12 protein-coding genes and 1 tRNA gene are annotated in these 12,535 nt (G+C 56.8%); 5 read left to right on the forward strand and 8 right to left on the reverse strand.

Translation table 11 applies throughout. The features are described 5' to 3' along the window. Positions 1–122: 122 nt before the first annotated feature. The 8 genes from AC2FI8_RS18430 to AC2FI8_RS18465 all read right to left on the reverse strand — a co-directional run bounded on the left by AC2FI8_RS18430 (position 123) and on the right by AC2FI8_RS18465 (position 8,774). Positions 123–713, reverse strand: coding sequence for a transposase (locus AC2FI8_RS18430; protein ID WP_496780509.1), 591 nt, complete (start codon positions 711–713; stop codon positions 123–125). Positions 714–772: 59 nt separating this feature from the next. Further along, complete coding sequence (locus AC2FI8_RS18435; protein ID WP_496780510.1) at positions 773–1,669, reverse strand: helix-turn-helix domain-containing protein; 897 nt, start codon at positions 1,667–1,669, stop codon at positions 773–775. Between the two features lie 541 nt (positions 1,670–2,210). Further along, the gene (locus AC2FI8_RS18440) at positions 2,211–2,738 is read right to left on the reverse strand and encodes a GNAT family N-acetyltransferase (protein ID WP_496737850.1); all 528 of its coding nucleotides are present in this window, start codon (positions 2,736–2,738) and stop codon (positions 2,211–2,213) included. A 300-nt stretch (positions 2,739–3,038) separates the two neighbouring features. Beyond that, positions 3,039–4,376 carry a metal-dependent hydrolase family protein gene (locus tag AC2FI8_RS18445; RefSeq protein WP_496780511.1) on the reverse strand — a complete coding sequence of 446 codons (1,338 nt, stop codon included), beginning with the start codon at positions 4,374–4,376 and terminating at the stop codon, positions 3,039–3,041. A gap of 701 nt (positions 4,377–5,077) precedes the next feature. Continuing rightward, positions 5,078–5,154, reverse strand: a tRNA-Arg gene (locus AC2FI8_RS18450). A 64-nt stretch (positions 5,155–5,218) separates the two neighbouring features. Next, on the reverse strand, positions 5,219–6,601 hold the full coding sequence (locus tag AC2FI8_RS18455) for an ATP-binding protein (RefSeq protein ID WP_496780512.1): 1,383 nt from the start codon (positions 6,599–6,601) through the stop codon (positions 5,219–5,221). 18 nt (positions 6,602–6,619) lie between these two features. Further along, positions 6,620–8,038: a dihydrolipoyl dehydrogenase family protein gene (locus tag AC2FI8_RS18460; RefSeq protein WP_496780513.1), complete on the reverse strand. Its 1,419-nt coding sequence runs from the start codon at positions 8,036–8,038 to the stop codon at positions 6,620–6,622. A gap of 4 nt (positions 8,039–8,042) precedes the next feature. Then, positions 8,043–8,774, reverse strand: a complete 732-nt coding sequence (locus AC2FI8_RS18465; protein WP_496770124.1) for a TVP38/TMEM64 family protein — start codon at positions 8,772–8,774, stop codon at positions 8,043–8,045. Positions 8,775–9,070: 296 nt separating this feature from the next. On the opposite strand from AC2FI8_RS18465, the gene rpmH reads away from it, so the two are divergent. The 5 genes from rpmH to ttcA all read left to right on the forward strand — a co-directional run bounded on the left by rpmH (position 9,071) and on the right by ttcA (position 12,523). Continuing rightward, complete coding sequence (gene rpmH, locus AC2FI8_RS18470) at positions 9,071–9,205, forward strand: 50S ribosomal protein L34 (RefSeq protein ID WP_005632162.1); 135 nt, start codon at positions 9,071–9,073, stop codon at positions 9,203–9,205. Between the two features lie 25 nt (positions 9,206–9,230). After that, positions 9,231–9,656: a ribonuclease P protein component gene (rnpA, locus tag AC2FI8_RS18475; protein ID WP_496770126.1), complete on the forward strand. Its 426-nt coding sequence runs from the start codon at positions 9,231–9,233 to the stop codon at positions 9,654–9,656. Beyond that, positions 9,653–9,892, forward strand: a complete 240-nt coding sequence (gene yidD, locus AC2FI8_RS18480; RefSeq protein ID WP_496780514.1) for a membrane protein insertion efficiency factor YidD — start codon at positions 9,653–9,655, stop codon at positions 9,890–9,892. The genes rnpA and yidD overlap by 4 nt, the downstream gene beginning before the upstream one ends. 76 nt (positions 9,893–9,968) lie before the next feature. Next, positions 9,969–11,585, forward strand: a complete 1,617-nt coding sequence (locus AC2FI8_RS18485; protein WP_496780515.1) for an acyl-CoA dehydrogenase family protein — start codon at positions 9,969–9,971, stop codon at positions 11,583–11,585. A gap of 44 nt (positions 11,586–11,629) precedes the next feature. After that, the gene (gene ttcA / locus AC2FI8_RS18490) at positions 11,630–12,523 is read left to right on the forward strand and encodes a tRNA 2-thiocytidine(32) synthetase TtcA (protein ID WP_496780516.1); all 894 of its coding nucleotides are present in this window, start codon (positions 11,630–11,632) and stop codon (positions 12,521–12,523) included. The last annotated feature ends 12 nt before the right edge of the window (positions 12,524–12,535 follow it).

The raw sequence follows: 12,535 nt of genomic DNA on the forward strand, positions 1-12,535 counted from the left end.
AGAGCATTCATTTTCGATAGATTTTCCGTTCAACTCGAATGTCCTGTAAGCCCGCATAGTGTTGAATAAGTCGACCTTGGAGCTGCCGATGGGCGAAGCCCAAAGCAGCTGGTCCGTTCCTCTCAGCCTGTTGGTTCTGGTTGCGGAACCAGTTTTGCGAGTTTCCGAAGGTTTTGGGCCGTGGCTGCGAGTTGGAACTGTTCATATGCGCCCTTGGGTCCTCTCAGCCGCATCATCGACACGCCTATGTATCGCTTTAGATGTGCAAACAGCATCTCGACTTTCCGCCTCTGAATGAACGACGTCATGTAGGCGTCGGTTTTTCGGATATCGCGGGCAACGTCGCGAGCCGCTTCGTGGACGGATCGCATCACGCGTCGCCCCGGATCACCTGGGCAGCATTGCGGTTTGAGCGGGCATACATCGCAGTCGTGTTTTGAGGCGCGGTATCGGATGAAACCATCTTTGCCGCCGTTGGGCTTTCGTGGTTTTGAGAAGTTCCGGCGATATGTCCGCAGTTCCTTGTTACCGGGACATGTGTAGCTGTCAGTTGCTGGATCGTAGACGAAGTCTTCACGAGAGAACGTGCCGTTCGTTCGTTTCGATTTATCCCAAACCGGGATGTGTGGGGCGACGCCACGTTCCTCCACCAGCCAGCCCAGCATCTCAGCTGAACCGTAGCCGGTATCGCCGGCGAGCTTTTCCGGGGTCATGTCAACCACCGAGGCAGCGTTGCCATGTTTGACGATATATTTGAGGCCCTGACCCGCAATTAAATTAGAAAAGCTTGGGTGTAGGCTTGGCGCAGCATTGGACTGCGCCGACCGAAAAGCGAAGCGGACACCGCCGAGCCAGGCAATTCCCATACTCCATATTCCGGCCCAAGCCGGTAGTCGCCAAGACGGGTCATTCCCAGGTCCTGACACACCTGAGCCCCACCTGGCGAACAGCTAATAGAGCCGAGTCCATGCAGAACAATATCGCGACGAGCCAATTGTTCTAGGTAGGTTACAAAGGACGACAACAACAAAGGCGCAGCACTTTCGTGACCACGGCTAACAATTAAGGCAGGGCAATAGCCGAAGTATGTGCCCGGCAGGATAGGCTGTCGTACTCGCTCGACGGATAGATTTGATTCACGCAGTCTACACGCACGAAATTCGGCTTCATCTTCAGGGAATAGCAATAGCAGAGCCCATTTTGCGACCATCCGACCATCCCTGATAACCATTTGCCAATGATCGTCGTAGGTTTGATAGATCGGCAGGAAAACTCTCTCATCGGCGGCCAGCTCCTCGGGTAATCGACCCAATTCCGTGTCCGCGGTTGAGATCATGTGGCAGATCGCCTCCCGGTATGACCCGTTAAAATGCCTGTCCACCAGCGCATCGTCCAGCAATTGGTACTTTGTATCGACAAAATTACCCTGTCGTGCCTCCCAATCCAGCCGACAAGCTAGTATCTCGTCAATGCTCCACCCCAACCTTTCCGACAATCTGCTCTCCAGGTCGCCTCGAATGAACGACAGCGAGCGTTCATATTTGCCGATTGCATCTACACTTACATCTAACAACGCTGCCAATACCTCTTGTGTGATGCGACCGTGGGTGCCGTTGTCGGAACGCCAGCGGCGTAGCTTTTCAGCAAACAGAGAAGGTTGAACTGGCATACAGACCCACAAACGTTGGAGGACTTCGTGATTTAACATGCCTGTTGAGGTCTATTGTGCCAAGAGACTTACGGATGACTTACGGGTAATCCGGATCATGTCAGTGGTTGGTTAGAGATGAGGTGAGCAGGGTCGATCCATATCAATTACAAATGGAACCCTACCAATGTCTCGACGTATCTCCTCGCTTCCAGGGGCAACAGAACTTCTGTTTCCCTGGTTCTGGCCAAGAAAAGACAATCATAAACCCGAACCGCATTTCGACGATGGCCAACACAATCGTTAAGGCTATGAACCTGGCCCTGCAGCCAGGCCCCGCCGATGGTTTTCATTCGACCGTTCAAATTGGCTCTGAACCAGTAGCGAACTCAAATTTAATTGCGCAATCTATGAGTTCGACGAGTCGTTGGCTTTGCGCCTGCGGCGAATGTCTGGAATGACGGGCCGCAACGCGGCATCGCGATAAAGGAACCAAGGTCCGGTAAGGGCCGCGAGCGCCTGTTACCTATGCCAGCCAAATTTGACTGCGGCTGCATTTGTCTCAAATATCTTTGGCGAAATAGTGCAGATGTGGGCGTAACGTGGGTTGATCCTTGTACGTTGTCGTTTCTATCGGACCGTCCAACTCTACAAATCCTAGCTTGGGATACAAGTTTCTCATTTCTATATTGGGTGTGAGCGTGTCCGCAATCAGCCTTTTGAGACCCATATTGCGCGCAGCATTCTCACGCGCCTCAATCAATGCACGGCCAGTGCCCATTCCTCTGGCTTGTTCGGTAACAAAAACTCTTTTGAGCTCGCCGGTATCTGGCCCGAGACACTTCATCATTCCGCAGCCGACAATCTCACCGGCTTCAGACCGTGCAACAACCAGACATCCCTTCGGAGGCAGATAGTCATCCGAGTTTTCCCAGAATTCAGCGAGCGCACTTTGGGGTGCCGCAGGATCAATATCGAAGCCTATGGCCCGCATCCTTTGGACGATGAGTTCATAATACTGCGATAGGATCTTATTGAGCTCGCCCTTAGCTGGCAGCTCCTCACAGTTCTCAATTCTTACATCTTGCATGGGTCATCCACCTGTCCCGAAAGAACTCAATGCAAATAGGATAGGCCGGAAAAGAGGCGACGTCATCTTCGTCCGCAGTGCGGCTTTCTTTCCAGATCAGTTTCTGCATTCGGTAGCCGATGTCCGCTTCGGGGAAGCTGCATCGCGGCGTCCAGCGGATCGGCCGATGTCTCCTACGGGCCGCAAGCTCCACAGGATTTGTGAGGCTACCTCGGTAGTGCTGCATCGCATCCGGCGACTGCACTGAGCCCAAAGCAGTTGTTACAAAATTGGCTTTGAGCAAAGGACTTCATCTGGAACTTAGTCCAGCGTGTTCTTGTAGACTTTGCCGTCTTTCATGATCAGATCGATATTTTCATGCGGGTCTGCGATCAGGTCGATATCTTGCAGCGGATTGCCGTCCACCAGGATCAAATCTGCATAAGCGCCCTTTGCGATCACACCCAAGTCACCTTGTTGATAAGGGTGGCGCGGGCCGGAGAGTTTGAGCAGTTCAGCATTGGTTGAAGTCGCCATTTTCAGCACCTCGTATGGCGTGTACCAGCGCTGCAATTTGGCAAGGAACGCGCCTTGACGTTCGGCCAGTTTGGGATCGAACAGGATGTCGGTGCCGAAAGCGACTTTCACGCCAACTTCTTTCGCCGTTTTGTAGGTGAAATCTGTACCGTTGGTGACGTCGATCCATTTCTGCTGGCTAACAGGGTCGTCGAAAGAAAAGCCATCCTCGTCATCCAGCAGGGGCTGCACTGACAACCAAACTTCATTGTCGCGCATCAGTTCCATCGTTTCGCGGCTCATCAAAAAGCCATGCTCGATGGACTTAACGCCAGCGGCAACGGCAATTTCCACGGCCTCGTCCGTGAAGACATGAGATGCAACATAGGTGTTGTAGGTGTCGGCCACCTCTACGAAAGCCTCGATTTCGGCCTTGGTGTATTGGCGTACATCCAGAGGGTCATAAGTGGATGACACCCCGCCACCGGTGGAAATCTTAAGCTGGCTTGCGCCCATGCGCATGATTTCACGCGCGCGTTTGACCACTTCCGGAACACCATCAGCCTGCGCCATCAAACCAACGCTGTACCAGTACCATTGCGAATCCGCGCCGTTCGTCGGAACCGCTTGGTAGGGGCGATAGTCAAAGTGGCCGCCGGTTTGTGTCACGGGTGGGCCGGACGGCAGGATACGGGGGCCTTCGATCTCGCCTGCGTCAATCATCCGTTTTATGGCAAATGAATTGCCGCCAACGTCGCGCACCGTTGTAAAGCCGCGCATTAACGTGCCTTCGGACCCGATGGCACCACGCACCGCGACCTCAAGAATATCGCCGGTCACAACCACACTCTGCGGATTGCAACAGTAAAGCGTGTGCCAGTGTACGTCGATCAGGCCCGGCATCAACGTGCGCCCGCCGCCATCGATGACGATACCATTGGCGACGGCGAGGGGTTCTGAGGACACATCTGTGATCAGATTGTCGGTTACAACGACATTGGCATTTTCAATCATTTCCTCATTCACACCATCAAACACGTTGACGTTTGTGAACAGTATCGGGCCCCCATCCTGGGCGAGCGCTTGCGAACTGGTTATTGCAAGAACAATCGACGAAACCGCCGCAAGTTTGGGGAAATGCATTTTCAATTCCTCAGAAAATTCTGTCGGAGACACCATCCCAGCGGAAGCAAGCTTTTTCAAGGATTCCGTCACTTTTCCGCAAGGTCGGCTTTGTCCGCAATCTGTGAATTCGTCCAACCACAGATTTTGCGGGCGCGGCGAATGACCGGAATGCGGGCTGCAAATGCAGAATATCGGTACCGTGTCGAGTGACCGGTATGGGCCGCTGTCACTTTTGCGGTTTGACAGAATTTAACAATCGCCAATTGTGGCGGGTCATCCTCCCCGCCGCTTTCCTTTCCTAGGTCAGCGGGATTTGGACAAGCCAAACGCCTCTGGCCGTCAGGGTGAGAGCGCTGCCCTCCCCCTCGGGCAACCCTTTTAGACAGGGTTGTGTCCTCGGCTGTGCCTGCGGGCCGCACCACCCCTGTCGAATAGCGTTGCCTCGCCCCCTCCCGCGTTCGCCACGTGGCAGATTAGCAGGAACAGGCAGCTTCGCTGTCTGACCTACAAATCAGCTCTGATTTCCCAAGAGGGGGTCAGATCAGACCAAATTGTCTGCGGGAGTATGAAATGGGGGCGGCGTGTTAGTTGATGACGCAAAGGTCAAATTCAAGTGATGTCCAAGGTTGGGGTCGTCTTCTGATGTCGAACGTTCACTGCTTTTCTGGTCCAACTATGACGGTTGGGTCAGGTTCGTGTGACGTTCAACAGTAAACCAGTGGCGGACCGAGGAGGATTCGAACCCCCGACCCCTTGATTCGTAGTCAAGTACTCTATCCAGCTGAGCTATCGGTCCGCGTTGGTGAGGCGGTATTTAGACCCGGTGTTCGGGACACGCAAGTCGATTCTTCAAAAAGTTTTCAAAAAGTCCCATCGCCCCGCGGAAGCCTGATTTCAAAGGTCGTCCCCTCGGGCCCGCTATGGGCCAATATCAGGTCCCCGCCGTGCCCACGCACCAGTTCCTGCGAGATGGCAAGCCCCAGCCCAGAGCCTCCCTTACGCACCCCGCCCTGAAATGGCGTAAACAGGTTCTCGCGTGCTTTGGGCGGCAATCCAGGTCCGTTATCCCTGATCTCAACACACCAATCGTCTTTATACTCGCAGCCGGCGATCGTGATGTTTCCCGGCGTCCCGGATGCCACCAGGGCCTGCCGCGCATTGCGCACAAGGTTCATCATGACACGGAATATCTGCTCAGGGTCTGCCCGGGCCACAAGGTCTTTGGGCACATCGTTCACGATCTCGACGCAGGCATCCGCAACAGCCAGCTGTTCGCTGGCCACGACGTCGGCCGCGATATCGTGCAAGGGTACCATTGTCAGGGTTGGCGCGGGCTCTTCCGCGCGCCCGAAGGCCAGCGTGCTTTCGCACAGTGACACCGCCCGCGTGATCGAATTCACCAGCTTGGGCGCCATACGCCTTACCAGAGGATCATCGCTGGTTTCGATCCGGTCGGTAAACAGTTGTGCCGAAGTCAGTATGTTCCGAAGATCGTGGCTCACCTTGGCCACCGCGCCGCCCAGTTGCGCCAGGCGTTCACGTTGCTTCAGGGCCTGAGTCAGTTCGGTCTGCAGCTGCTGCAACGCTTCTTCAGCCTCGCGCAGTTCTGTCACTTTGGAGTTGGGAGAGATGATTCCCCTCGCGTCTTCGGGTGCCCCTGCATAGCGCTGCATATAACCAACAACACTCTTGATCGGTTTCACCAGAACAACGCGCACGGCCAAGAACAAAAAGAACGCGGTGATAATGGAAATTACGAAAGACAGCCCCAGAATGCGCAGGCCATAATCGGTCATCGCCATTCGCAGTGGCATGCTGTCTATGGTGACTTCAATCAGCAGACCTGCCCCTTTGACCGGCTCGCCAATAACGCGGATGACTTCGTTCTCTGTGGTGAACAGTCGCGCCAGCGCGTCGCGGATCAACACCCAAGGCCCTGCGTCGCGCAGATCGTAGGTCTTGGTGATCTGTTCCGGGATTGGCGAAGACAGCATAAGCTGGCGCACCTCATCGCGACGCAACACGACGTTATAGACACCGGCGTTGGCCAGCAGTTCGGCCTCAAGGTCTTCGGCCAGCATATCGTCAGCCAGCAGCGCCAAGGACGCGATCTGCGCGCGCTCAAGTCGGTTCAGCAGAAAGTCTTCGCGAAAGCGCGCGATTGAAGGAACAAAGATCAAAATCTCGGCCAACATCACGAAGACCGTCGTCAGGATCAGAAATCGGCCCGACAGCGAATTCAATCTGCTCTCCCTTCTTGGCTAGGGCATCCAGCGTTGGACGAACCTGACCACTTGTTTAACCATCTGATTCTCAAACAGCCTTGGCGAGAAATAGGCACCCGCCACCCGTTTGTTAAGCTCTCCAATCGTCGGATAGGGCGAAACCATCGCAGCGATCTGCCCCATCTTCAGGTTATTGGCCAACGCAAGCGACCACAAGTTGATCAGCTCTCCGGCCTGATGCCCTACGATTGTGGCCCCCACAGGCCGACCCTTTACGACCATGACCTTAATGAACCCCTTGGTTTTCCGCTCAGAAATTGCGCGGTCGTTATGGTGATAGTCAAAGCGCGCGATTTCGATCTTGTCGCCATGGTGTTCGCGGGCCTGAGCCTCGGTCAGGCCCACCTGCGCCAATTCCGGGTCGGTGTACGTCGCCCAAGGGATATGTGCGGTTTTTGCCTTCGAGGGCAGGCCAAACAACGCAGAACGGATGATGATCCCTGCGTGATATCCAGCGACATGAGTGAATTGCAGACCACCAGCGACGTCGCCAATGGCGTAAACTCTGCGATTCGTCGTGCGCAGCGCGTCATCGACTTTGATCCCGTTGCGGGTTGGTTCAATCCCGGCAGCCTTTAGGTTCAAACGGTCTGTGTTGGCCTTACGCCCAACCGCCAGCAACAGATGAGACCCCGAATAGATCTCACCCGTCTCGGTCACAATTTCTATGGCCCCTTTGTTGTCGCGAATCTGGGCGACCATGGCCTCTTCATGGACAACCACCCCTTCGGCGCGCAAGCTGTCCAAAACGACCGCGGCGGCCTCGGGGTCATCCTTGCCTAGCGCCTTCAGGCCTTCGACAATCGTGACCTTACAGCCCAGCCGGACATGCGCTTGCGCCATCTCCATCCCGATCGGTCCGCCACCAATAATCAAAAGATGTTCGGGCCTGTCGCGCAGGTCAAAGATCGTCTCATTGGTATAGAATGGCACCTGATCCAATCCCGGAATCGGCGGTACCAACGGTGACGAGCCCGTCGCGATCACCACGCGCCGTGCGGTGATCAGATTGTCGCCCGCCTGCACTTGTGTCGGAGACACGAAGCTGCCGAATTCCCGGATCACATTCACGCCAAAACCTTCAAACCGTTCCTGGCTGTCCATCGGCTCGATCTGAGCGATCACATCGTGAACGTGGTCCTTGGCGGCGGCGTAGTCGACCTGCGGTACCACGTCAGCCACGCCCAGCGCGGCAGAATGTGCCTGGCCGTAAGCTGCCTTGCCGCTGGCAATCAGAGCCTTGGAAGGGACACAGCCGAAGTTGAGGCAATCTCCACCCATCTTGTGACCTTCCAGCAAGATCACATCGGCCCCCATCTGGCTGGCGCCCGCAGCGACTGACAGCCCCCCAGACCCGGCGCCAATCACCAGGATATCGGTTTTCAATTCTTGCATGATTTCAGCCGCCCTTTCGGCCACGCAGGGATTTGATGACAATTGGCAGCGTGGCCAGCACACACAAGCCGATGATCGGGCCAATCACAAATGGTTCCCATAACAGCGATACATCAGGTGTTTCGCCCCGATCGAACACACCACCCAGCCCGACGCCGATCCATGTGTAGACGATTCCGCCCGGGATAATGCCCAGCGCGGTGGTGATCAGGAAGTTGCGGAACCTCACGCCAACCAGCGCAGGCACCAGGTTGGCCACAAAAAACGGCACAACGGGAACAAGACGCAATAGAAACAGCACCGAGATCTCATTCTCCCGCAGCCCGTCTTTCAGTTTCTTGATCGTCCCTTCCGAGGATTCAAGCCGTTTGGTCAAGGATTCGCCCAACCCCCAGCGCGCCGCCAGAAAGATTGCAGAGGCTCCGATGGTTGCCGCAAACACGTTGAATACGGTTCCGGCGAACAAGCCAAAAAGAAACCCGCCGGTCATTGACGCCACTGCGGCACCTGGCAGCGAAAACGCGACGATGACAATGTAAATGCCAACGAAAGCTGCCGCCATCGCCCAGTAGTTGGCGTCGCGCCAGGCCAATAGCGCCTCACGATTGTCGCGCAGGGTCTCAAAAGTCAGGTAGTCGCCCAGTGTGAAGAATCCCACCGCAGCGACGGCGAGAATCACCAGCAATGGAATATGCCGCGCCAACCCGTTGCGCGGTGCCTGAGTCGTTTCGCTCATAAGGCTGTCCGGTTTGTTACGTTTCATTCTGACCCCAACATGCGCTGCTTGCGCCCTACGCAACAGGGGGCTCACGCTGCCTTGATGTTTTTGGTAGGGAATGTGAGGGTTTGGGGCGATAATCCCGCTGTTTTGAAACCTTTTGCCCGACCCGATTACAGAATTGTTGCAAAAGCCGCGAAAACCCCCACCTAAGGGTTTGACTTACCACCCACTACCCAGTAGAGGACGGGCTTCGAACACCACGGGCAGGCGAATCCGCGCTGCACCCGACCGCATAGATTGGAGACGGAGCGATGAAACGCACCTATCAGCCTTCGAACCTGGTTCGCAAACGCCGCCACGGTTTCCGCGCGCGCATGGCCACTAAGGCCGGCCGCAAAATCCTGAACTCGCGCCGCGCACGCGGTCGCAAGTCGCTGAGCGCGTAGACCGCTCACCGATCAGGTTTTGAACATGACGCCGCCGGAGGCCCTCGTGGATGGTAAGAACCAGCCCGGGGAAACGCCCCCGGCGGCGTCCGTTTGCGCGCCTGAATCTTTGACCGTTCTCAGGAAACGATCTGATTTCCTTAAGGCAGCGCGTGCCCGCAGGCAGGGCACATCCTCGATGATGGTGCAGGCTCGCAAACGTACCCCAGATGAAGCAGCAGGAATTCGGGTTGGCTTTACCTGTTCCAAAAAGGTTGGCAATGCCGTAGCACGCAACCGCGCCAAACGCAGGTTGCGCGAGGCCGCCCGGGCTGTTCTGCCCGTCAATGGCAATGACGGGTGGGATTACGTCCTGATTGGTCGGGCCGAAACCACAGCCGCGCGACCCTATGAGGCACTTCTGGACGATCTGCGCTATGCGCTTCGCAAAGTGCACAACTCGCGGAAATGACTCTCTTCTCTCATATCCTGGCTATGCCCGTCAGGGCCTATCGGCTTGTATTCAGCCCTTGGGTTGGCTTCAATTGCCGATACCAGCCCACCTGCTCGGCCTATGCGCTGGAAGCACTGGAAAAGCATGGGGCCATCAAGGGAAGCTGGCTGGCGGCACGGCGGATTGGCCGATGCCATCCCTGGGGCGGTGATGGGTATGACCCCGTACCCAACCACAAGAAAGACGACAGCTGATCTTTATGACCCTCCGTCAGCCTTGACCCATTCGGACATGCGCTGAACACTTGAACCCGTACTGCCCGAGGTTCAGATGACATCCGACGCCCGCCATTCCCTGCCGACACATGACGTATTGAATCAGCCGCCTGTGCGCGGGGATTCTAACCTCTGGTCTTCAGATCCCGTCCTGCGAAACGCCGTGCATTTCACGGGCGGTCGCGAAGCGCCTCTGGCGGCATATGGGGATACCTTGGGTCGGGTGAAAACCCGTGAGCTGGGGCGTGAGGCCAATCGGCACCTCCCCGAACTTCGATTGTTCGATCAGGGCGGTAGGCGCCTGGACGAGGTACGATTTCATCCCGCCTATCATGATATGATGCAGATCAGCCAATCTGCCGGCTATGCCGCCTTGGCCTGGGACGGTCAGTCGGGCGGCCACACGACCCACGCCGCGATGATGTATCTGGCCAGCCAGGTCGAGCCCGGCCATTGCTGCCCTTTGACCATGACCTACGCGGCCATCCCGGCGCTTGCCGCAAATGAACAGATCGCCTCCGTGTGGCGACCCAAGCTCATGGCGCGCAGCTATGATCCGGCGACGAAACCGATCGAACAAAAGGCCAGCGCCACATTGGGCATGGCAATGACCGAAAAACAGGGCGGTTCGGACGTGCGCGCCAATACCACCATCGCTACTCGAGACGGCGAGCACTGGCGTCTGCGCGGGCACAAGTGGTTCTGCTCGGCCCCCATGTCGGACGGATTTCTGACCCTTGCGCAAGCGCCGGGCGGGCTGACCTGTTTTCTCGTCCCACGCTGGCTGGACGGTGAACGCAACGCCATTCACCTGATGCGGCTCAAGGACAAGCTGGGCAACAGATCCAATGCCTCGTCCGAGATCGAATATCACGATGCACTGGCTTACCAATTAGGCGACGAAGGCGCGGGTGTTCGGACAATTATCGAGATGGTCCATCACACCCGGCTGGATACGGCCGTGGCCCCGGCAGGCCTGATGCGCGCAGCACTCATCGAGGCGCATGATTGGGTCACCCATCGCAGCGCCTTTCAGCGCCGGTTGATTGATCAGCCCTTGATGCGCGCTGTGCTGGCTGATCTCGTGTTGGATTGGGAAGGTGCCCTGACTTTGGGGATGCACGTCGCGCAAGCGTTCGACAGCCAATCCCCCGAGGATAGGGCTTTTGCCCGCATCAGTGTCGCCTTGGCCAAGTTCCTGAACAACAAGCGGTGCCCTGTCGTTGTGGTCGAGGCGATGGAGGTGTTGGGCGGCATGGGCTATGTCGAAGACACGCCCATGCCCATGCTTTATCGCGAAGCCCCTCTGAACGGCATTTGGGAGGGGTCGGGAAACGTGATCTGCCTCGATATTTTGCGAACGTTGTCCCGCGACCCGCTAGCCGCTGAGGTTCTGCAGGCTGAACTGGATTCAGCCGCGGGCAGCGACCGAGGTTACGACGTCGCTCTCAAGGCACATCGCGACCGGTGGCCCGGAATTCCCCCGGAAGGCGAGGCCCGTTGGTTTGCTGAGAACACAGCACAATTGCTAACGGCCTCTCAACTGCTGCGCCACGCGCCCCCGGCAGTTGCGGACGGCTTCATTGCAACGCGCCTGTCAGGCCACAGCGGCCGCATCCCCGGATCCGTGTCCAGGCTGGATACGGACGCCTTGCTGGCACGCCTGGGCTGACCCGGCCACTTGCCCGGTTGCCTCAACTGCTGTAGGGGCTGCGCATGTTTGACGAAGCTGACGATATCCACCCGCTCTTTGCCGGCGCGCCCTCGACCACCGAGTTCAAAAAGCTGCGCAAACGCATCGTGCGCCAGACCCGTGAGGCCATTGAGCAGTACGGGATGGTGGACGCTGCAGCGCATAACAAGGACGGAAAACCACCCCGCTGGCTGGTCTGCCTTTCGGGAGGCAAGGACAGCTATACCCTGCTGGCGATTCTGTACGAACTGAAATGGCGTGGTCTGCTGCCCGTTGATTTGCTGGCTTGCAATCTGGATCAGGGTCAACCCGGATTTCCGGCTACCGTTCTGCCCGAGTTTTTGGAACGCATGGGTGTTACGCATCGCATCGAATATCAGGACACCTATTCCATCGTCATGGACAAGGTTCCGCAGGGCCGCACCTTTTGCGCCCTGTGTTCGCGCCTGCGCCGAGGCAACCTGTACCGCATTGCGCGGGAAGAGGGATGTTCGGCCGTCGTACTGGGCCATCACCGCGACGATATCCTCGAGACTTTCTTCATGAACCTGTTCCACGGCGGGCGCTTGGCCACCATGCCGCCCAAGCTGGTGAACGAAGAAGGCGATTTGTTCGTCTTCCGCCCCCTCGCCCATGTGGCTGAGGCCGATTGCGAGAAATTCGCGACCTCGATGAACTATCCGATTATCCCCTGCGACCTCTGCGGCAGTCAGGATGGGTTGCAACGTCAGCAGGTCAAACAGATTTTGGATCAGTGGGAAAAGAACAGCCCCGGACGCCGTCAAGTGATGTTCCGGGCCCTGACAAATGCGCGTCCGTCGCATCTTTTGGACCCAAAAATGTTTGATTTTCAAAATCTTGCACTCAGACCGAATGAAAATGACGAAAATTCGGACGAAATTCCTCAGCTCCGTTAACGAGTGACTCAG

It is taken from the genome of Ruegeria sp. CDSB029 (genome assembly GCF_059611125.1).

What these genes read in the sequence shown, in the direction of transcription:
- AC2FI8_RS18430 (WP_496780509.1), bottom strand. Translation starts at nt 713, where the DNA reads ATGACCCCGGAAAAGCTCGCCGGCGATACCGGCTACGGTTCAGCTGAG.
- AC2FI8_RS18435 (WP_496780510.1), bottom strand. Translation starts at nt 1,669, where the DNA reads ATGCCAGTTCAACCTTCTCTGTTTGCTGAAAAGCTACGCCGCTGGCGT.
- AC2FI8_RS18440 (WP_496737850.1), bottom strand. Translation starts at nt 2,738, where the DNA reads ATGCAAGATGTAAGAATTGAGAACTGTGAGGAGCTGCCAGCTAAGGGC.
- AC2FI8_RS18445 (WP_496780511.1), bottom strand. Translation starts at nt 4,376, where the DNA reads ATGCATTTCCCCAAACTTGCGGCGGTTTCGTCGATTGTTCTTGCAATA.
- AC2FI8_RS18460 (WP_496780513.1), bottom strand. Translation starts at nt 8,038, where the DNA reads ATGCAAGAATTGAAAACCGATATCCTGGTGATTGGCGCCGGGTCTGGG.
- AC2FI8_RS18465 (WP_496770124.1), bottom strand. Translation starts at nt 8,774, where the DNA reads ATGAGCGAAACGACTCAGGCACCGCGCAACGGGTTGGCGCGGCATATT.
- rpmH (WP_005632162.1), top strand. Translation starts at nt 9,071, where the DNA reads ATGAAACGCACCTATCAGCCTTCGAACCTGGTTCGCAAACGCCGCCAC.
- rnpA (WP_496770126.1), top strand. Translation starts at nt 9,231, where the DNA reads ATGACGCCGCCGGAGGCCCTCGTGGATGGTAAGAACCAGCCCGGGGAA.
- yidD (WP_496780514.1), top strand. Translation starts at nt 9,653, where the DNA reads ATGACTCTCTTCTCTCATATCCTGGCTATGCCCGTCAGGGCCTATCGG.
- AC2FI8_RS18485 (WP_496780515.1), top strand. Translation starts at nt 9,969, where the DNA reads ATGACATCCGACGCCCGCCATTCCCTGCCGACACATGACGTATTGAAT.
- ttcA (WP_496780516.1), top strand. Translation starts at nt 11,630, where the DNA reads ATGTTTGACGAAGCTGACGATATCCACCCGCTCTTTGCCGGCGCGCCC.